Origin of the sequence: Delftia tsuruhatensis (assembly GCF_903815225.1) — a bacterium.
Classification (GTDB): Bacteria; Pseudomonadota; Gammaproteobacteria; order Burkholderiales; family Burkholderiaceae_C; genus Comamonas; species Comamonas tsuruhatensis_A.
In genome coordinates, this window is record NZ_LR813084.1 from 3,087,436 (window position 1) to 3,106,234 (window position 18,799).

Below are 18,799 nucleotides of genomic sequence, written 5' to 3' on the forward strand. Positions count from 1 at the left end.
AACGCCCCTGCCGTCGGCCCGCAATCGTGCCGGCGGCTGTTTTTTGTCCCTTGAGGAAGCAGCAATGAAGATGCACCGGATTCTCGTCTCCGCACTCCTGGCCGCCAGCGGCGCGAGCCAGGCCCACCAGATCTGGCTGGAGCAGCCCGCCGGCGAAAGCGCCGTGATCCGTTTCGGCGAGTTCGGCGACAACCTGCGCGAGACCTCGCCGGGCCTGCTCGACAAGTTCGGCAGGCCTGTGGCGACCCTGGTGGGCGCCCAGGGCGAGAAGGCCGCCGACGGCCGCAAGACCGGCAACGGCTTTGCGCTGCCCTTCAAGGCCGGCAAGGACGAGACCATCGTGGCCGAGGATGCCGGCTACCCGCTCTACACCACGAAGAAGGATGGGCAGGAGCTGCGCAACTGGTACCACCCGGCCGCGCGCCTGATCACCGGCTTTGCCGCCCAGGCACCGCGCCTGACACTGGACGTCGTGCCCTCGGGCAAGGCCGGCGAATTCAAGGTCATCTACAAGGGCCAGCCCCTGCCAAAGGCCAAGGTGGTGCTGACCGTGCAATCGGGCTGGAGCAAGGAGGCCCACGCCGACGGGCAGGGCCTGGTGCAGTTCGACATGCCCTGGCAGGGCACCTATGTGGCCGAGGCCACGCACGACGAGCGCAGCGGCGGAGAGCGCGTCGGCCCGAACGGCGCTGAAAGATACGACGGCGTGCACTATGTGACCTCGGTCACCTATGTCAAGCCCGACGGTGTGGCCCCCATCCCGGCCGGCCCGGCCGCCACGCCGAACAAGTAGAAAAGCGCAAGGTCTGCCTTGCCACGGCCTCCATGCGGATCGCATGGAGGCTTTTCTGTCTGCGGCAGGCGATCAGCCTGCGCCCGCCGCTGCCCCGCAAGCGCGCCCGGCACGGAACGTGCCCGGCAAAGGGCGCAAGTCGCGGGCAAGCAGCCCGCTTTTCCCGGCATCGCCACGCATCCATCCCGGTAGTCTTCCCGCCAGACCATGGGCAGGCCTCGCGTCCGTGCCCTCCGCGAAACTCACAGGGAAGAGAACATGAGCATCAGAGCAGACAATCTGAACGTGCAAAGCCTGCTGGCCCGGGCCCAGACCCGGCTCAACGCCAGCAGCACGGCGCAGACGTCCTCGGACAACGGCAAGCAGAAGACCGGCACCAGCGAGAACAAGACGGAAAACACCCAGACCCAGACCAGCGAGGCCGAGAAGGTCCGCAAGCTGGCGCCTTCCCTGTCCAAGGCACACGAGCGCATCGCGGCCCAGGCGCAGGCGGGATCGACCTCGCTGTCGGCCCTGGGGCAGTTCAAGTCCTCCCTGGTGGATCTGGGGTCGGCCGGCAAGGATCTGGCGGCCCTGACGGCGACCAGCACGAAGGAATCCGTCCAGGGAGCCCTCGAAAAACTGGTGGCGCGCTACAACACCAGCGTGGCCAAGGGCGGCTCCACGACCGATATCGGCGCGACCCGCGCCATGCGTGAGCTGCGCGCGGCCATCATGAGTGTCAGTGGCAGCGCGTCCGCGCCCAGCCTCACCCGGATGGGCATCGTGCAGGGCAGCGACGGCAGCCTGTCCGTGGATGCCAAGGCGCTGGACAAGGCACTGGCCAGCGATGCGGCGGGAGTGACCTCGGCACTGGCCGGCATCGGCAAGGCCGTGGAGAACAGCGCCAACGGCGCGCTGTCCTCGGGCAGCCGCCTGAGCGCTTCGATGTCCAGCCTGGGGGATAGGGTCAAGGCCCTGCAGCAGCAGCAAAGCGCCGTGGTCGCCACGGCCGAGAAACTGGGCGACTCGCTGGTCGGCTCGGCCAACTGGAACCGCATGGTGCTGGACGCCTACCTCAGGAACTAGATCCCGTCACCGTCCAGCGTTCCGCATCTTCCAACATGAACAACCTGCGCATCGGTCTCCGTCTCGGCGGCGGCTTCACCATCTTGCTGCTGATCATGCTGCTGATCAGCGTCACCAGCATTCTCAGCATGGGCCACATGGCCCGTTCCACCACCGAGATCACCGACGTGGCCCTGGCCAAGGAGCGGATGATCAGCGACTGGTTCCGCAACATCCATTCGGGATCGCGCCGCACCACGGCCATCGCCAAGAGCAGCGATCCCTCGCTGGCCACCTTCTTCGCCGAGGACGCCGCCGAATCCTCGCGCCAGTCCGGCAAGCTGCAGGACCGCATCGAGCCCCTGCTGCAAAGCCAGGAGGAAAAAGACATCTGGGTGGAGATCAAGAAGGCGCGTGCCGGCTACCTGTCAGGCCGCGACGTCGTGACCAAGGCCAAGGCCGAGGGCCGGGCCGAGGACGCCGAGCGGCTCTTCACCCAGGAGTACCAGCCCGCCACGCAGCGCTACATCGACATGGTGCAGCGCCTGCTGGACATGCAGCGCGCAGCCATCGACGATTCGGCCCAGACCGTGCTGGCGCGCTTTTCGGCCAGCCGCAGCGCCATCATCGCGGTGGTCTCCCTGGCCTTCGTGCTGGGCGCGCTGGCCGCCTGGTGGATCACGCGCAGCATCACCCGCCCGCTGGCCGAGGCCGTGCGCGTGGCGCGCACCGTGGCCAGCAATGACCTGACCAGCCGCATCACCGTGGATTCGCGCGATGAGACCGGGCAGTTGCTGCAGGCCCTGCGCCAGATGAACGACAACCTCGCACAGGTCGTGGGCCAGGTGCGCTCGGGCGCGGACAGCATCGCCACGGCCTCGGGCCAGATCGATGCGGGCAACCAGGACCTGTCCTCGCGCACCGAGCAGCAGGCCAGTTCCCTGGAGCAGACCGCTGCGGCCATGGAGCAATTGACCAGCACCGTCAAGCAGAATGCCGAGAACGCGCGCCAGGCCAACCAGCTGGCGGCTTCGGCATCGCAGACGGCGGTGCAGGGCGGCAAGGTGGTCGCAGGCGTGGTGGACACCATGGGCGGCATCAGCGAATCCAGCCGCAGGATCGCCGACATCATCGGCGTGATCGACTCCATCGCCTTCCAGACCAACATCCTCGCGCTGAACGCCGCTGTCGAAGCGGCGCGCGCGGGCGAGCAGGGCCGGGGTTTTGCCGTGGTGGCGGGCGAGGTGCGTGCGCTGGCCCAGCGCAGCGCCTCGGCGGCCAAGGACATCAAGGATCTGATCGCCGACTCCGTCTCCAAGGTGGAGGCGGGTACGCGCCAGGTGGCCGAGGCCGGCCGCACCATGGACGGCATCGTGCAGAGCGTGCAGCGTGTCAGTGACCTGGTGGCCGAGATCACGGCCGCCAGCCAGGAGCAAAGCAGCGGCATCAACCAGGTGCACCAGGCCATCTCGCAGATGGACAGCGTGACCCAGCAGAACGCCGCCCTGGTCGAGGAGGCCGCGGCGGCCACGGGGTCGCTCAAGTCCCAGGTCCACCAGCTGGCCGCGGCCGTGAGCGTGTTCCGCATCGATGGCGCGCCTGCCACGAGCGCCGCGGCGGCCCGGCCTCCGGCGCACACCCCGCCCTCCATGGCTCAGGGGCCGGCACGGCCCTTGGCCGCCAAGGCCGCAAGCAACGCGCGTGCGGCGACGGCGCCCGCGACACCCTCGGTACCGGCAGCCTCCGCTGCCGCACGGTTGCCCGCGTCGACCACCAAGCCGGCAGCGCCTGCACCGGCCGGCTCCCCAGCGGACGACGGGGACTGGACTTCGTTCTGATGCGTCCCGCAATGGCCGCAGCTACTTGGGGGCGCCGAGCTGGTATTTGGAGCCCTCGCCCTGGCCATCGCTGATGGCCGCCGCCTGACCGGCGGCGGGGTTCACGCCGCCAGCATCCTCCATGTTGGTGCTGGCGGTACCGTCGGGCAGGGAAGCCTTGGCGGGCAGGGGCACGGCCGCCGGCAGCGGCTCATGCGGATCGGCCTTGGCCGGTGGCAGGACCTGGCTGGCCAGGATCACGGGCTGGCCCAGCAGCGGCTGGTCCGGCGGTGGCTGATTGAACCGGGCCACGTCGGCCATGGGAAAGCCCGCGCGCTGGGCGGAGACCTCCGCCGTGCAGCCGGCCAGCAACGCCCAGGAGAGCGCGGCCAGGGCAGCGGCCAGGCGCGGGGTGGCCGGCGGCCGGGCAGATGTCAGGAATTCAAGGGGCATGGCATTTTCTCCGCAGGCTGAAAGGCATGGGCAGGATGCTCGCACGCGCCGAAAGGTCCTGGCGTAGGCCCATGCCGGATTCACCGCCGCAGGGGCCGGGGCGTTGGCGCACCGGCTCAAGGCTGGCTGCCGCTGGCCTTCCATGAGCCATCGGACTGGCGGCAGAACCAGAAACGCCAGTTCTCCGAGGTCGACAGCTGGCGCACTTGCGCGGACAGCAGGCGGCAGTTGCCGGCGGACTGGGTCTGCACCGTCTGCTCGGGCTTCAGTGCCATCTGCACGCGCTGGCCTGCCCGGCCCGGGCGGCTGCTCCATTCAGTCACCGAGCCATCCGCGGCCTCGTTGAGCACCCTGGCCACCGTGGCCTTGGCGTCGGGCAGGTCCTTGGCGGGAATGCGGGCAACGATGGTGCTGTTCAGAAATGTCACTGGCGCAGCGCCGGCCGCAGGCGAAACCAGGCAGGCGAGTGCGGCCAGCGAGGCAGTGGTGAGGGCAAGATTCTTCATGGACTGTTTCCTGGAGAGTTCGCGGGCATCCACCAGCGGGATGCAGCGGGCCATGTTAACGGCTGCCCGGGCCACCGTCCGCCGGGTCTGTTCGCATTGCGTCGCGAAACTGATGACGGCCGCCTCCCATGGCCCCGTAAAGACGTTACAGTCCCTGGCGGTCCCTCCCGCCCTTTTTCCGCCCTCTTGCGCATCATCCCTCGCATGCAACGTTCCTCCAGTTCCCGATCGACCCAGCGATTTGCGATCCCGTGGACTCTCGTCGCCGGATTTGGCGCGGCAGCTCTTGCAACGCTGGTCATTGCCTTCGTCAATTTCCGGGCCTCGGAGATGCGGGCCCAGGCCGTGGAAGCCATGGACCGCACGACGCTGGCCATGCGCCAGCTCAGCCTGCTCAACGCCTCGCTCAAGGATGCGGAGACCGGGCAACGGGGCTTTCTGTTGACGGGCGACCCTGCCTATCTGCAACCCTACCAGCAGGCGCGTGATGCGATGGGCAAGCAGCTGGAGGTGCTCAAGGCGCGTACGTCCAGCGATGCCGTGCAGCACAAGCTGCTGGCGCAGATCGAGGACATCACGAACCAGAAACTGCGCGAGCTGCAGGAGACCATCGACCTTCGCCGGGCCGGAGACCTGGATGCCGCCATGGCCCTGGTTCGCCTGGACCTGGGCAAGAATGCCATGGACAGGCTGCGCGAGCTGGTCGACGATCTCTATACCCGTCAGAGCCGCGAACTGGAGCAGCGCCGCCAGCTGTGGGTGGAGGCCGCCAATACCTCGGCCTACTATTCCTGGGGCGGTTCTTTCCTGTTGCTGGGCCTGATCCTCGCCTCGGCGGCACTGTCGGTGCGCGAATACCGTGCCAAGGCCCGCCAGTCATGGGTAGCGGCCGGCCTGTCGGGCCTGGGCCAGCAATTGCAGGGCGACCAACGCCTGGAGGATCTGGGGCAGAAGGTGATGGACTATCTGGCCGGCTATCTGCGAGCCCAGGTAGGGGCGGCCTACGTGGTGGATTGTGCCGATGGCGGACTGCGCCTGTTCGGCGGCTACGCCCTGCCGCGCGAGCGGCTCCAGCACCGGCTGCTGGCCGGTGAGGGACTGGCCGGCCAGGCGGCCCTTTCGCGCAGGCTGCTGCATGTCAGCGAGCTGCCGGCGCAGCACCTGCAGATCTCGTCGGGCACGGGCCAGTCCGCTCCGCTGCAGTTGATGCTGGCACCCGCCATGGAAAATGGCGAGGTCTTCGCGGTGCTGGAGCTGGGCTTTCTGCGCGAGGTGGGCGAGACCGAGCGCAGCCTGCTGGAGCGCGCGTCCGAGATGCTGGCCGTTGCCATCCGCTCGGGAATAGACCGTTCACGACTGGAGACCTTGCTGGAGGAGACGCGCCGCCAGTCGGAGGAGCTGCAAAGCCAGCAAGAAGAGCTTCGCGTGAGCAACGAGGAGCTGGAGCAGCAAAGCCGCGTGCTGCAGGAGTCGCAGGCGCAGATGGAGCAGCAGCAGACCGAGCTGGAGCAGACCAATGCCCATCTGGAGGAGCAGACCCAGCAGCTGGAGTACCAGCGCGAGCAGCTGCTGCGCGCCCAGGACGCGCTGACCGGCAAGGCCCGCGAGCTGGAGCTGGCCAGCCAGTACAAGAGCGAGTTCCTGGCCAACATGAGCCACGAGTTGCGCACGCCGCTGAACTCCACGCTGATCCTCGCCAAGCTTCTGGCCGACAACAGGCCCGGCAACCTGCAGGCCGAGCAGGTCAAGTACGCGCAGACCATCCACGCTGCCGGCAGCGATCTGCTGGCGTTGATCAACGACATCCTGGACCTGGCCAAGATCGAGGCGGGTCAGGTCAGCGTCTCGACCGAACCCGTGGTCATCGCCTCGGCCCTGCAGACGCTGATGGAGCCGCTGCGCCCCATCGCGCACGAAAAAGGACTGGAACTGGCCTGGTCCGTGGACCCTGGCGTGCCTGTGTCCATGCACACCGATCCCATGCGGCTGGCCCAGGTGCTCAAGAACCTGCTGTCCAACGCGCTCAAGTTCACGGCCAAGGGCTCGGTGGACCTGAAGGTGTCCTGTGCGCCGCAGGGCATGCTGTCCTTCGCGGTGCGCGATACCGGCATAGGCATTGCCGAGCAGCAGCAGCAATTCATCTTCGATGCCTTTCGCCAGGCGGACGGCAGCACCCACCGCAAGTTCGGCGGCACGGGGCTGGGCCTGTCCATCTCGCGGGATCTGGCAGGGCTGCTGGGCGGTACCCTCACCGTGGCCAGCACGCCCGGACAGGGAAGCGTGTTCACGCTCACCGTGCCTGTGGAACTGGACTGCGCGCTGCCGGACCAGGGCACCGCGGGCACACCGCCGCCCCAGGCCATGCGCACGCCCCTGGCTGCCGTGCCTGCGGTGGCATCGGCGGGCATGGCTCCGGCTGCGCCGGCCTTCGCACCCGCGTTCGCGCCCGCCGTGGCCACGGCGACACCGCGGACAGATGCCACGCAGGGCAATGCCCTGGGCGACGGCCGCCGTATCGACGGCCGCCGTATCGACGGCCGCCGTATCGACGGCCGCCGTATCGACGGCCGCCGTATCGACGGCCGCCGCATCCTCGTCGTCGAGGACGATCTGCGGTTCGCCGACATCCTGGCCGAACTGGCACGCGAGATGGACTTCGTGTGCGACGTGGCCAACACCGCCTCCGACGGGCTGGCCATGGCGGCGGCCAACCAGCCCAATGCCATCGTGCTGGACATCAACCTGCCCGACTTCTCGGGTCTGGGCGTGCTCGACCAGCTCAAGCGCAACCCGGATACGCGCCATATTCCCGTGCATGTGGTCTCGGTCGCCGACTATGCGCAGGAGGCCATGGGCCGTGGCGCCGTCGGCTACGCGCTCAAGCCGGTCAAGCGCGAGGAGCTGGTCCAGGCACTGCAGCGTCTGGAGGCCAAGTTCACCCAGGACCTGCGGCGCGTGCTGGTGGTGGAGGATGACGAGCGCCAGCGTGAAAGCGTGCGCCATCTGCTCAGCCGCAGCGATGTGGACATCGTCTGTGCCGGTACGGCGGCGGCGGCGCTCGATCACCTGCGCGGCGCCACCTTCGACTGCATGGTGATGGATATCAACCTGCCCGACATCAGCGGCTACGAGCTGCTGCAGCGCATGACCGACCAGGACGACGTGTCCTTTCCCCCGGTCATCGTCTACACGGGCCGAGCGCTGTCGCGCGACGAAGAGCAGCAACTGCGCCGCTTTTCCAAGTCCATCATCATCAAGGATGCGCGTTCCCCGGAACGCCTGCTCGACGAGGTCACGCTGTTTCTGCACCAGGTGGAGTCGGAGCTGTCGGCCGAGCACCGCCAGATGCTGCAGATGGCGCGCAGCCGCGAGTCGGCGCTGGAGGGGCGCACGGTACTGGTGGTGGAGGACGATGTGCGCAACGTATTTGCGCTGTCCAGCATCCTGGAGCCCACCGGCATCCGCGTGGAGATCGCGCGCAATGGACGCGAGGCGCTGGAGGCGCTGGAGGCGTGTGGCACGGGGCAGGAAGGCATCGATCTCGTGCTGATGGACATCATGATGCCCGAGATGGACGGCTACACCGCCATGCGCGAGATCCGCAACCGGCCGCAATGGCGCAGGCTGCCCATCATCGCCCTGACCGCCAAGGCCATGAAGGACGACCAGGAGAAATGCCTGGCGGCCGGCGCCAACGACTACATCGCCAAGCCGCTGGACGTGGAGAAGCTCCTGTCGCTGGTGCGCGTGTGGATGCCCAAGTAGCCGGGAGCGCGTGATGCCGCACCAGAAAAAGGCCCGCACGGCCGACATCGAGCAGCGCCTGCTGATCGATGCGATCTACCACCGCTACCACTATGATTTCCGGGGCTACGCCCAGGCCTCGCTCAAGCGGCGCCTGCAGACGGCCCTGGTGCAGTTCGGCTGCCAGACGTTGTCCCAGCTGCAGGACCGCGTGCTGCACGACGCCAGCGTGTTTCCGGCCCTGCTCGAATACCTCACGGTCCAGGTCAGCGACATGTTCCGCGACCCCGGATATTTCCGCGCGCTGCGCACCGAGGTCGTGCCGCTGCTGCGCACCTACCCATCGCTCAAGATCTGGGTGGCTGGCTGCAGCGCGGGCGAGGAGGTGTATTCACTGGCCATACTCCTGGACGAGGAGGGTCTTCTGGAGCGCAGCCTGATCTACGCGACCGACATCAACCCCCACGCGCTCAAGGCTGCGGAGCAGGGCGTGTTCGACATGTCGCGCGTGGCCGCCTTCACCGACAACCACGCACGCTCGGGTGGACACGGTTCGCTGTCGCACTACTACACGGCACGCTACGGCCGCGTGGTCTTTGACAAGCGGCTGCGCGAGCACATGGTGTTTTCCGACCACAGCCTGGCCACGGACAGCGTGTTCGCGGAGATGCACCTGGTGTCCTGTCGCAATGTGCTGATCTACTTCGAGCGCGATCTGCAGGACCGGGCCCTCGGCCTGTTCCGCGACTCACTGTGCCACAGGGGATTCCTGGGCCTGGGTTCCAAGGAGTCGCTGCGGTTTTCCGCGCATGCACAGGCCTTCGAGGATTTCGTTCTCGAAGACCGCATCTACCGCAAGAGGGCGGGGCTGTGACGGCCGCTGTCGGCGGCGCAGGAAGCGGCGCTGCGCCAGCCTACCAGGCCATCGTGATCGGCGGCTCGGCCGGCGCGCTCGACGCCTTGACCGTGCTGCTTGCGGCCTTGCCTGCCACGCTGCGGGCCAGCGTGCTCGTGGTGCTGCACCTGCCGGGTCATGGCCGCAGCCTGCTGCCCCAGCTGTTCGGGCCGCGCTGCCCGCTGCCGGTGCGCGAGGTGCAGGACCAGCAATGGCTGGAGCCGGGCTGCCTGTACTTCGCGCCGCCTGACTACCACCTGCTGGTGGACCAGGGCCCGAGGCTTGCGCTGTCCCTGGATGCGCCCTGGCATTTTTCGCGCCCTTCCATCGACGTGCTGTTCGAGTCCGCGGCGGATTGCTATGGACAGCGCCTGCTTGCCGTGCTGCTGTCCGGCGCCAACGACGACGGCGCGCAAGGCATGGCTGCCGTACACGCCGCAGGCGGCCTGGTCGTCGTGCAGGAGCCGGCGAGCGCCGGCATGCAGGCCATGCCCAGGGCAGCACTGGCGCGCGTGCCCCAGGCCCGAGTCGCTTCACCCGAGGGCATTGCGGCACTCATCGTGTCCCTGCATGGCCAGCGGCGCCTGTGAGCGCCCCAACACGACAAGATACCGAGAAAGAACCCATGTCCCAACCAGACCACGTCAAATGCCTGATCGTCGATGACATCGCCGAGAACCTGGTCGCCATCGAGGCGCTGCTCCAGCGCGATGGCATCGAGTTCCTCAAGGCGCAATCGGGCCCCCAGGCGCTGGAGCTTTTGCTGGAAAACAGCGATGTGGCGCTGGCGCTGCTGGACGTGCAGATGCCCGAGATGAACGGCTTCGAGCTCGCCGAACTGATCCGTGGCAGCGAGCGCACCCGCCACATCCCGCTGATCTTCATGACGGCCGGCTCGCGCGAGCACAACTGGCAATTCCGTGGCTACGAAAGCGGCGCGGTGGACTTCCTGTACAAGCCCATCGATCCCCACATGCTCGCCACCAAGGCCAATGTGTTCTTCGAACTGCACCAGCGCAGGCAGGCCCTGGCCCAGCAATTGCAGGAGCGCACGGAGGCATTGCGTGTCAACGAGATGTTCATGGCCGTGCTCAGCCATGATCTGCGCACGCCGCTGCAGTCCATCAAGGCCGCGGCCACCGTGCTCGCCCGGCAGCCCGATTCCGACAAGGTGGCCGCCCTGGCCGGGCGCGTGCAGTCCAGCAGCCAGCGCATGTCCCTGATGATCGAGGATCTGCTGGACGTGACCCGCATACGCCAGGCAGGGGGACTTGCGCTGTCGCCCCAGCCCGCGGATCTGCAGGCATTGCTGCGGCGCACATTGCAGGAGGTGGAATCCGCCTTTCCACAGCGACGCCTGGAGTGCGAGCTGCAGGGAGACCTGCAGGGCTGCTGGGATGGTGAACGCCTGTGCCAGGTGCTGGCCAATCTGGTGGGCAACGCCATGCACCATGGCGATCCGGCGCAGCCGGTGCATGTGCAGGCAGACGGCCGCACCGCAGATCGCGTGTCGGTGACGGTCAGCAACGGTGGCACCATTCCTGCGGATCTGCTGCCCACGCTGTTCAATCCCTTTCGGGGCGGTGAGCGCCGGCCCGGCCAGCATCAGGGCCTGGGCCTGGGCCTGTTCATCGCGCACCAGATCGTGCGCAGCCATGGCGGCCGGATCGACGTGCGGTCGGCCGACGGGACGACAAGCTTCAGGGTGGAGTTGCCGCGCAATGCGTCGGCGGGGGACGCCAGGACACTTCTGTGATGGCCATCGCCAAGGTCAGTGGGTGGCACTGCTGTGCAGCGACCCCTGGATGCTGCCCAGCAGTGCCTCCAGGTCCTCGATCTCGAAAGGCTTGAGCAGCGTGCGCACCTGGGGCCCCCAGGTGGCCGGGTAGTGGCCCAGGTCGTAGCCCGAGCACAGCACGATCCAGCGCTGCGCATCCTCGGCCAGAAGCCTGCGCGCCAGGTCCGTGCCCGACAGCCCCGGCAGGCTGACGTCGGAGACCACCACGTCGAACGGCAGGGACGAGTCCAGCTCCAGGGCTTGCTCCGCAGTCGCGCAGCTGGTCACGGTGCGTCCATCGGCCTCCATCAGCAGGCCTATGGTTTCGCGCAGGTCGGCGTTGTCTTCCACGTACAGGATTCGCATATCTCTTGGGTTGCAGTGCGTCATGGTGCTATCAAAAGAGCAGCATCATCGAGGGGTGATCATCCACAGCCGGCTGCACAGGCCGCGTAGGACAGCACGCAATCTTTGCGGCCATGAAGCGGGCTCGCCAGGCGAAATTGGATTGTGCAATACAAACACCATGCAGACAGCAGGCTGGAAAGACGCTCTGCCGTCGCGCCACCTGTGGTCTGCGCGCCAGGTTCAGGCGCCCCAGGGCGAGCAATAGCCCAGCATCTGCGCCAGCGGCACCGGTCGCTCGAACAGGTAGCCCTGCGCCTGCCCGCAGCCCAGCTCGTGCAGCAGCGTGGCCTGGGCCTTCTCTTCCACGCCCTCGGCCACGACCCTGACGTCGAAGCCCTGGGCGATGCGCAGCACGGCCGTCACGATGGCCTTGTCGGGTTCGGAGGCGGGCAACTGGCCCACGAAGCTCTGGTCGATCTTGATGCAGTCGAAGCGCAGCCGGCTCAGGTAGGCCAGGGAAGAGTAGCCCGTGCCGAAGTCGTCGATGGCGATGCGCACTCCCAGCGCCCTGATGCTGGCGATGCGCTGGAGCGTGGTGTCGCTGTCGTCCAGCAGCATGGACTCGGTCAGCTCCAGCGTCAGCACGGACGCCGGCAGCCCGCTGCCTGACAGTATCTGCTGCAGCGTGGAGACGAAGTCGGACTGGATGAGCTCGCGCGCCGAGACGTTGACATGCAGCTCGAACTGCGGGGGCAACTGCGCCAGATGCGTGGCGATGTCGTGGGCGGCGGTGCGCAGCACCCATTCGCCCACGCTCAGTATGAGGTCCGATTCCTCGGCCACGGGGATGAACGTGCAGGGCGGCACCATGCCGCGCGAAGGGCTCTGCCAGCGCACCAGTGCCTCGGCTCCTGCCATGCGACCGGTGGCCAGATCCACCACGGGCTGGTAGAGCAGCCGCAGCTCGTTGCGCTCCAGCGCCTGGCGCAGTTCCGTCGCCAGATGCGTGCGCCCGAGCATCTTCTGCGCCAGGCCGGGCTCGAACAGCACCAGGGGATGCCGGCCGCGCTGCGCCTCGCCCAGCGCGATGCTGGCATTGCGCAGCCATTCGGGCAGCGCGCCCGGCTGCAGCAGGCCACCGACCGCGCCCGCGCTGGCGCGCAGAAGGATGTCGTCCTTGCCTGCGGAGAACGGTTGCGCGAAGACTTCCAGAAGATTGCGACACTGTTCCTGCAACTGCTGCGTGGTCCAGTCATGCAGCCACAGCACCGCGAATTCATTGCCTGCAGTGCGGGCCAGGAACGCGGGACAGGCCGGCTGTTGATCGCGCAGCCGATCGGCCACGGCACGCAGCAACTGCTCACCCGTACCGTGGCCCACATCGTCGCGGATGCTGCGGAAGTTCTGCAGCTCCAGCAGACACAGGGCCGCGGGGCGGGCGCTGGCGCTGGCCGCCGCGTCCGCCTGCTCCAGCAGGCCGGCGCGCGTCAGCAGTCGGGTCAGGGTGTCGTGCTGGAGCAGCGTACGCATGTGCTCGAAGGACTCCTGGAGGCGCCGCGCCATGTCGTGAAAAGCGCAGACCAGGGCCGATGTCTCGGCCAGCGAGGTGTCGGGCAATGCCTTGACCGCGCCCCAGTCGCCCTGGGCCAGGCGGTTGGCCGCATCGACGGTCACGGCCAGCGGACGCAAGGTGCGGCGCAGGCACCACAGACCCAGCATCAATCCCAGCAAGGCCAGTCCGAAGGCGCCGAAAAGTGCACGGCGGCTGTCGGCACGCATGCTGCTGACCAGATCCGACTCGGGCTGCAGCACCAGGATCCGCCAGTCGATGCCGCGTGCATCATGGAATGCGGTGACCTGGCCATGGTAGATCTGTCCCTGCTCCTCGAAGCTGAGGTTGATGGAGGTCCGCGCGGATGGCGCGGATGCTCCGGCATCCCGCGGGGCAGGCAGGCGCTGCGCCAGAGTGCGCAGGGCGGCATCGGGACTGTCGGACAGGAGCACGCGCGCCGGGGGCTCGTACGGCCCCCCCTGGCGCCGCAGCACCGACCCCGCCGAAGAGTGCGCCACCAGGTAGCCCTGGGCATCGATCACGGCGATATGGCCATTGCCACGCAGGGGCTCATCGCGCAGGAAGCGGTTCATGCTGCTCAGGCGCACATCGGCGGCCAGTACACCGGTCAGCTGGCCGGACACGCGCACGGGCGTGGAGGCGGAGATCGTCACATCGCCCCGGTCGCCGGTCACGGTGTAGATGGGGGACCAGTGCGGCCCGGCCTGCCGCGACGCCGGGCCGTACCAGGGCCGCACCCGCGGGTCGTAGCCGGTGAGGCTGCTCATGGGACGGCCCGTTTCCAGGCCGGGATAGATGTGCAGAACGCCCTGCGTGCTGTCGTCTTGCAGGATCAGGCGGTATTTGCCATCCGGGTCCAGGCGCACGCCGGTGTACTCGCCCTGGGCTCCACCGAAACTCAGCAGGCTGATCTGCTGGTGCTGGGAATACAGTTCGGTGAACGAGCGTGTCAGGTAGCGGTAGATGGGACGCATGTCGCCCGGCGTGTACAGCGCCTGCCTGGCCACCGTTTCGGCCAGGGCCTGCTGCACCCGCAGCGGGGTTTCCAGATAGTCGCCGAGCTGGTGGCTGATGGTCGTGGACAGGGAGTCGAGCAGGCGCTGGCTTTCGCGGTGGATCAAATGGTCCACCTGGCGCTGTTGCCAGGCGGCCAAAAGCCCTGCCGTCACGGCGAACACCGCAACGAAGGGCGCCGTGACTGCGGTGCGTAGCGAGAACCGGAAGCGGGGCATGGATGGTGGCGTGGCACCAGGCAATCCAGGAACGGATCGGCCTGCGACAAGGCTGATTGTGCAGCGCCTTCAGCGCCTGGGCGCGGACATCCGGGCTTGCCAGGGTGCGCGGCGGCGGCCCGATGCCACGGGTCGGGAATGGGCCGATGCGCGGGTCCATTCGACCCATTGCAATGGCGCCGCAGCGTTCATCGCAATGGCGTCCGAATGCCCGGGCAATGGCGCAGGGGAACCGCACAGGCCTGCAGAGCAGCGTTACTCATTCGTTTACAAATTGACCATCATTACATGTGGACATCACATGTAATGCTTGATATGGTGTGCGCATGGAACAGAAAACATCCGCCTACTACCAGCGTCTGCACCGGCAAAGGCTGCGCGAGCAAGGGCTGGTGAAAAAGGAGGTCTGGATTCTTCCAGAGTACGGCGCGGCATTGCAGCAATTGGAAAGACAGATGCGAATGCCACGGTCGCAACCGGATTCAATGGTTCTCAGCCACAAGGAGGGCGCAATGGAAAGCAGCAGGCACGCATACCGGGATATCCATGCCTTGGCGGACGATCTCCAGCAATCGACCCTGGTGCAGGGCGGCAGGCTCCATGTCGAGGTGCTCGAAGGCGCGGATGCCAGCTTGCTGGTCAGCCTGCCTGAATTCGGTGACCTGCCGGTGCATGTGGCGCTGTCGGGCGACCAACTGGTGGTGGAGGCCTTTCTGTGGCCGGCCGATCAGGTGCGCGACCGTGCCGGCCTCAATGAGCAGATGCTGCGCCTGCAAAAGCTCTTTCCCTTCACCACGATGGCGCTGGAGCCGCAGGCCCATGGCGGTGAAGGCTATGTGATGTTCGCGGCCTTGCATGCCAGCAGCAGCGAAGGCGACGTCATCGCCGAGATCCTGACCCTGGCCGACAGCGTGATCCAGGCCACCGAGGCGCTGGAGCACTACCTGGCGCCGGCATCCGCGCAGGCCTGAAGCGCGCAGCCCGTTGAACACACTGAGCCCAAGGAGATCATCATGACCATCTGGAACAAGCTGGTGACCGCGTTGCGCGGCGCCGCCCACGAGGCAGGCGAGGCGGTGACCGACAGCCAGGCGCTGCGCATCCTGGACCAGGAGATCCGCGATGCCGACAGCGACCTGAACAAGTCCAAGGAGGCGCTGGCCGAGATCATGGCCAAGCAGAAGCTGGCTGCGGGCAAGCTCAGACAGACCCAGGACCGCATCGCCGAATATGAAGGCTATGCCGTGAAGGCGCTGGATTCCAGCGATGAGGCACTGGCGCTGGAAGTGGCGGGCAAGGTGTCCGTGCTGGAGGCGCAGCGCGACGAGGAACAATCCCAGCTCGACGCCTACACGCAGAGCGTGGAGCAGTTGCGCTCGGCCATCCAGACGGCGCAGACCCACATCAAGCGCCTCAAGCAGCAGGCCGACACGGTCAAGGCCACGGAAAGCGTGCAGCGTGCCCAGGCCACGGTGGCAGGCCGCTACGCCGGATCGCAGACGCGTGTGCAAAGCGCCCTCGATTCACTGGAGCGCATCAAGCAGAAGCAGGCCGAACGTGGCGCGCGCATGGAAAGCGCCGCCGAGCTGGCGCGCGACAGCCAGGAGGATGCGCTGGACGCCAAATTGCGGGCCGCGGGCATCACGCCCCAGGCAGGCAATGCCCAGTCGGTGCTGGAGCGGTTGAAGGCCCAGCGCGCGGCCTCCGGCGGGAAAAGCGCCTGATGGGAGCATCCGTGCCTCGCGGCTGGGCAAAGGACTGAAACATGTCTGCATTCCTGCAATACGCCTTCGGTTTTCCGACCTTCATCTTCGGTGCGCTGCTGCTGTTCATGCTGCTGTACTGGGTGATCGCCATGCTGGGCCTGCTGGAGGTGGACTCCCTGGACCACTGGGTGCTGTTCGACGGCAGCGACCATGCGCATGGCGTGGAGCACTCGGCCAGCGCGCTGGCGGGCCTGCTGCTCAAGGTGGGGCTGGGCGGCATACCGCTGACCGTCATCCTGACCGCGCTGTTCCTGATGGCCTGGCTGGCCTCCTACGTGCTGTGCCACTTCGTGCCCATGCCCGATGGCTGGACCCTGGTCAACCTGCTGACAGGCGCCATGGTCGCAGGGGCAGCCGTGGTGCTGGGCTTTGCGGCCACGGTGCTGCTGCTGCGCCCGCTGCGGGGAATCGTCAGCAAGGTGGCGCCCGGCGAGCAGCCCAAGGTGCTGCTGGGTCGCACGGGCCTGGTTCGCAGCGCCGTGGTGGACGGCACTCAGGGCTATGGCAGCGTCGAGGATGGCGGGGCCGGACTGAACGTTCAGATGCGCTCGCCCGAGCGCAGCCTTGTGCGTGGCACCGAGATCGTGCTCATCGAGCACCTGCCCGAGCACAACGCCTGGCGCGTGGTCAGCAAGGCCGAATTCGACGGCACGGACATTCCCGTCCAGTCCGTCCGGGGCGCCATCCGCTGATGGGCGCCGGCCGTGCGGTCGGCGCGGCCATCCCGTTTCACAGCGTTTTCACAGATAGCAATTCACAGGGGAGATTCGCATGAGCATGAGCAACATGGAGTGGTACATCGTCGTGGGGGTGGTGATCGGCTCCGTCTTCATCGTCATCCTCGGGCTGTTCGCCCTGATCAAGGCGTTCTACATCAAGGTGCCGCAGGGAACGGCCCTGATCATCAACGACACCACCTCGCAGCCCAAGGTCAAGTTCACCGGGGGCCTGGTGCTGCCGGTGATCCACAAGAAGGAGTTCATGCAGATCTCGCTGCTGACGCTGGAGATCGACCGGCGCGGCAAGGAAGGCCTGATCTGCCGCGACAACATGCGCGCCGACATCACCGTGGCCTTCTACCTGCGCGTCAACGAGACGGCCGAGGACGTGCTCAAGGTCGCCAAGGCCATCGGCGTGGACCGTGCCTCGGACAAGACGGCCGTCAACGAGCTGTTCAACGCCAAGTTCTCCGAGGCGCTCAAGACCGTGGGCAAGCAGATCGAGTTCGTCAAGCTGTTCGAGAACCGCCAGGACTTCCGCGACCAGATCATCCATGTGATCGGCAACGACCTCAACGGCTATGTGCTCGAGGACGTGGCCATCGACTATCTGGAGCAGACGCCCAAGTCCTCGCTGGACCCCAACAACATCCTCGATGCCGAAGGCATCCGCAAGATCACCGAGCTGACGGCCAACCAGAACATCGTGACCAACGAACTGGAGCGCAACGCCGACCTGGCCATCACCAAGAAGAACGTGGAGACCAAGGAAGCCATGCTGGCGCTGGAGCGCCAGCAGTCCGACGCCGAGGCGCGGCAAAAGCGCGAGATCGCCACCATCCAGGCCCGTGAGCAGGCCGAGACCCAGAAGGTGCAGGAGGAAGAGCGCCTGAAGGCCGAGCAGGCCCGCATCCAGACCCAGGAACAGCTGGACATCCGCGAGGAAAACCGCCAGCGCGAAGTGGCCGTGGCCCAGCAGAACCGTGAACGTGCCGTGGTGATCGAGGTCGAGAAGGTCACGCGCGCCAGGGAGCTGGAAATCGTCGCCCGCCAGCGCGAGGTGGAACTGCAGCGCATCGAGAAGGAAAAGGCCATCGAGGTGGAGAAGGCCAACATCGCCAACGTGGTGCGCGAGCGCGTGGTGGTGGAGAAATCCGTGGCCCAGGAAGAGGAGCGCATCAAGGAAGTGCGCGTGGTCTCCGAGGCCGAGCGCATGAAGCAGGTCACCGTGCTGACCGCCCAGGCCCAGGCCGAGGAAGACATGGTGCGCCAGGTCAAGAAGGCCGAGGCCGACGAGGCTTCTTCGCGCCACAAGGCCGTGGAGGTCACCACCATGGCCCAGGCCGAGCTGGACGCCGCCAGCAAGACCGCCGAAGCCAAGAAGAAGCTGGCCGAGGCCATCGAGGTCGAGCGCGCCGCGCCCGGCCTGGCCGATGCCAAGGTGCGCGAGGTCACGGCCGCCGCCATCGAAAAGGAAGGCATGGCCCAGGCCCGCGTCATCACCGAGAAGCTGCTGGCCGAGGCCAAGGGCCATCAGGAAAAGGGCCTGGCCGAGGCGCGCGTCATCGAGGCCACGGCCGATGCCAACGAAAAGCAGGGCCTGGCCGACGCCAAGGTGCTGGAGGAGCGCCTGCTGGCCCAGGCGCGCGGCGAGGCCCAGGTCGGTGCCACCAAGGCCACGGTCACGCGCGACGTGGGCCTGTCCGAGGCCGATGTGCTGCGCGACAAGCTGTTCGCCGAGGCCAAGGGCCTGACCGAGAAATTCACGGCGCTGGCCTCGCTGTCCGACCAGGCGCGCTCGCATGAGGAATTCCGCATGCAGCTGGAGAAGAATTTCGAGCAGGCGCTGGCCGCCATCGAGGCCAACAAGAGCGTGGCCAAGGACCAGTCCGAGGTGCTGTCGGCCGCACTCAGCAAGGCCAACATCGACATCGTGGGCGGCGAGGGCGCTTTCTTCGACAACTTCGCCAAGGCGCTGTCCGTGGGCAAGGCCGTCGAGGGTGTGGCAGGCAAGAGCCCCATCGTGCAGGATTTGCTCAACAAGTTCCTCAGCGGCAAGGGCGGTGCATCCCTGCTCAATGGCCTGGTCGAGGGCAAGGGCCTTCCGCCCGCCCAAAGGGCCGATTAAG

General features: G+C 67.1%; 15 protein-coding genes. 11 read left to right on the plus strand and 4 right to left on the minus strand.

The features are described from left to right. Positions 1-64 precede the first annotated feature (64 nt). The 3 genes from L1Z78_RS14045 (at position 65) to L1Z78_RS14055 (ending at position 3,678) form a co-directional block, all read left to right on the plus strand. Positions 65-793: a DUF4198 domain-containing protein gene (locus tag L1Z78_RS14045; protein ID WP_234637023.1), complete on the plus strand. Its 729-nt coding sequence runs from the start codon at positions 65-67 to the stop codon at positions 791-793. 258 nt (positions 794-1,051) lie between these two features. After that, a complete protein-coding gene (gene fliD / locus L1Z78_RS14050) occupies positions 1,052-1,861 on the plus strand; it encodes a flagellar filament capping protein FliD (RefSeq protein WP_234637024.1) in 810 nt (269 codons plus the stop codon). 35 nt (positions 1,862-1,896) lie between these two features. Then, the gene (locus L1Z78_RS14055) at positions 1,897-3,678 is read left to right on the plus strand and encodes a methyl-accepting chemotaxis protein (protein ID WP_234637025.1); all 1,782 of its coding nucleotides are present in this window, start codon (positions 1,897-1,899) and stop codon (positions 3,676-3,678) included. A gap of 21 nt (positions 3,679-3,699) precedes the next feature. Here L1Z78_RS14055 and L1Z78_RS14060 read toward each other — a convergent pair whose 3' ends face one another. Both L1Z78_RS14060 and L1Z78_RS14065 read right to left on the minus strand, forming a co-directional pair. Continuing rightward, positions 3,700-4,110, minus strand: coding sequence for a hypothetical protein (locus L1Z78_RS14060; RefSeq protein ID WP_234637026.1), 411 nt, complete (start codon positions 4,108-4,110; stop codon positions 3,700-3,702). Between the two features lie 116 nt (positions 4,111-4,226). After that, positions 4,227-4,616 carry a hypothetical protein gene (locus tag L1Z78_RS14065; protein ID WP_234637027.1) on the minus strand — a complete coding sequence of 130 codons (390 nt, stop codon included), beginning with the start codon at positions 4,614-4,616 and terminating at the stop codon, positions 4,227-4,229. A gap of 204 nt (positions 4,617-4,820) precedes the next feature. Here L1Z78_RS14065 and L1Z78_RS14070 point away from each other — a divergent pair, with 204 nt between their 5' ends. From L1Z78_RS14070 to L1Z78_RS14085, 4 genes are read left to right on the plus strand one after another with little or no spacing between them, the layout of a single operon-like run. Beyond that, entirely contained in the window at positions 4,821-8,381 is a 3,561-nt protein-coding gene (locus L1Z78_RS14070; RefSeq protein ID WP_234637028.1) for a response regulator, read from the plus strand. Between the two features lie 13 nt (positions 8,382-8,394). Further along, positions 8,395-9,234 (plus strand): CheR family methyltransferase, encoded by an 840-nt coding sequence (locus L1Z78_RS14075; RefSeq protein WP_234637029.1) that lies wholly within the window; start codon positions 8,395-8,397, stop codon positions 9,232-9,234. Further along, positions 9,231-9,845 (plus strand): chemotaxis protein CheB, encoded by a 615-nt coding sequence (locus tag L1Z78_RS14080; protein ID WP_234637030.1) that lies wholly within the window; start codon positions 9,231-9,233, stop codon positions 9,843-9,845. The genes L1Z78_RS14075 and L1Z78_RS14080 overlap by 4 nt, the downstream gene beginning before the upstream one ends. Before the next feature lie 35 nt (positions 9,846-9,880). Beyond that, positions 9,881-11,011: a hybrid sensor histidine kinase/response regulator gene (locus L1Z78_RS14085; protein ID WP_234637031.1), complete on the plus strand. Its 1,131-nt coding sequence runs from the start codon at positions 9,881-9,883 to the stop codon at positions 11,009-11,011. A 15-nt stretch (positions 11,012-11,026) separates the two neighbouring features. Here the strand turns inward: L1Z78_RS14085 and L1Z78_RS14090 are convergent, their stop codons facing one another. Next, a complete protein-coding gene (locus L1Z78_RS14090) occupies positions 11,027-11,398 on the minus strand; it encodes a response regulator (RefSeq protein WP_234637032.1) in 372 nt (123 codons plus the stop codon). Between the two features lie 222 nt (positions 11,399-11,620). After that, complete coding sequence (locus L1Z78_RS14095; protein ID WP_234637033.1) at positions 11,621-14,185, minus strand: EAL domain-containing protein; 2,565 nt, start codon at positions 14,183-14,185, stop codon at positions 11,621-11,623. Between the two features lie 512 nt (positions 14,186-14,697). On the opposite strand from L1Z78_RS14095, the gene L1Z78_RS14100 reads away from it, so the two are divergent. From L1Z78_RS14100 to L1Z78_RS14115, 4 genes are all read left to right on the plus strand, one after another. Beyond that, complete coding sequence (locus L1Z78_RS14100) at positions 14,698-15,156, plus strand: YjfI family protein (RefSeq protein WP_267966974.1); 459 nt, start codon at positions 14,698-14,700, stop codon at positions 15,154-15,156. A gap of 42 nt (positions 15,157-15,198) precedes the next feature. Further along, complete coding sequence (locus tag L1Z78_RS14105) at positions 15,199-15,909, plus strand: PspA/IM30 family protein (RefSeq protein ID WP_234637035.1); 711 nt, start codon at positions 15,199-15,201, stop codon at positions 15,907-15,909. Positions 15,910-15,950: 41 nt separating this feature from the next. Further along, positions 15,951-16,643 (plus strand): ubiquinone biosynthesis protein UbiH, encoded by a 693-nt coding sequence (locus tag L1Z78_RS14110; protein ID WP_234637036.1) that lies wholly within the window; start codon positions 15,951-15,953, stop codon positions 16,641-16,643. Positions 16,644-16,722: 79 nt separating this feature from the next. Beyond that, the gene (locus tag L1Z78_RS14115; protein ID WP_234637037.1) at positions 16,723-18,798 is read left to right on the plus strand and encodes a flotillin family protein; all 2,076 of its coding nucleotides are present in this window, start codon (positions 16,723-16,725) and stop codon (positions 18,796-18,798) included. The last annotated feature ends 1 nt before the right edge of the window (position 18,799 follow it).

What these genes read in the sequence shown, in the direction of transcription:
- L1Z78_RS14095 (WP_234637033.1), bottom strand. Translation starts at nt 14,185, where the DNA reads ATGCCCCGCTTCCGGTTCTCGCTACGCACCGCAGTCACGGCGCCCTTC.
- L1Z78_RS14105 (WP_234637035.1), top strand. Translation starts at nt 15,199, where the DNA reads ATGACCATCTGGAACAAGCTGGTGACCGCGTTGCGCGGCGCCGCCCAC.
- fliD (WP_234637024.1), top strand. Translation starts at nt 1,052, where the DNA reads ATGAGCATCAGAGCAGACAATCTGAACGTGCAAAGCCTGCTGGCCCGG.
- L1Z78_RS14100 (WP_267966974.1), top strand. Translation starts at nt 14,698, where the DNA reads ATGGAAAGCAGCAGGCACGCATACCGGGATATCCATGCCTTGGCGGAC.
- L1Z78_RS14085 (WP_234637031.1), top strand. Translation starts at nt 9,881, where the DNA reads ATGTCCCAACCAGACCACGTCAAATGCCTGATCGTCGATGACATCGCC.
- L1Z78_RS14060 (WP_234637026.1), bottom strand. Translation starts at nt 4,110, where the DNA reads ATGCCCCTTGAATTCCTGACATCTGCCCGGCCGCCGGCCACCCCGCGC.
- L1Z78_RS14070 (WP_234637028.1), top strand. Translation starts at nt 4,821, where the DNA reads ATGCAACGTTCCTCCAGTTCCCGATCGACCCAGCGATTTGCGATCCCG.
- L1Z78_RS14115 (WP_234637037.1), top strand. Translation starts at nt 16,723, where the DNA reads ATGAGCATGAGCAACATGGAGTGGTACATCGTCGTGGGGGTGGTGATC.
- L1Z78_RS14055 (WP_234637025.1), top strand. Translation starts at nt 1,897, where the DNA reads ATGAACAACCTGCGCATCGGTCTCCGTCTCGGCGGCGGCTTCACCATC.
- L1Z78_RS14090 (WP_234637032.1), bottom strand. Translation starts at nt 11,398, where the DNA reads ATGCGAATCCTGTACGTGGAAGACAACGCCGACCTGCGCGAAACCATA.
- L1Z78_RS14110 (WP_234637036.1), top strand. Translation starts at nt 15,951, where the DNA reads ATGTCTGCATTCCTGCAATACGCCTTCGGTTTTCCGACCTTCATCTTC.
- L1Z78_RS14065 (WP_234637027.1), bottom strand. Translation starts at nt 4,616, where the DNA reads ATGAAGAATCTTGCCCTCACCACTGCCTCGCTGGCCGCACTCGCCTGC.
- L1Z78_RS14045 (WP_234637023.1), top strand. Translation starts at nt 65, where the DNA reads ATGAAGATGCACCGGATTCTCGTCTCCGCACTCCTGGCCGCCAGCGGC.
- L1Z78_RS14075 (WP_234637029.1), top strand. Translation starts at nt 8,395, where the DNA reads ATGCCGCACCAGAAAAAGGCCCGCACGGCCGACATCGAGCAGCGCCTG.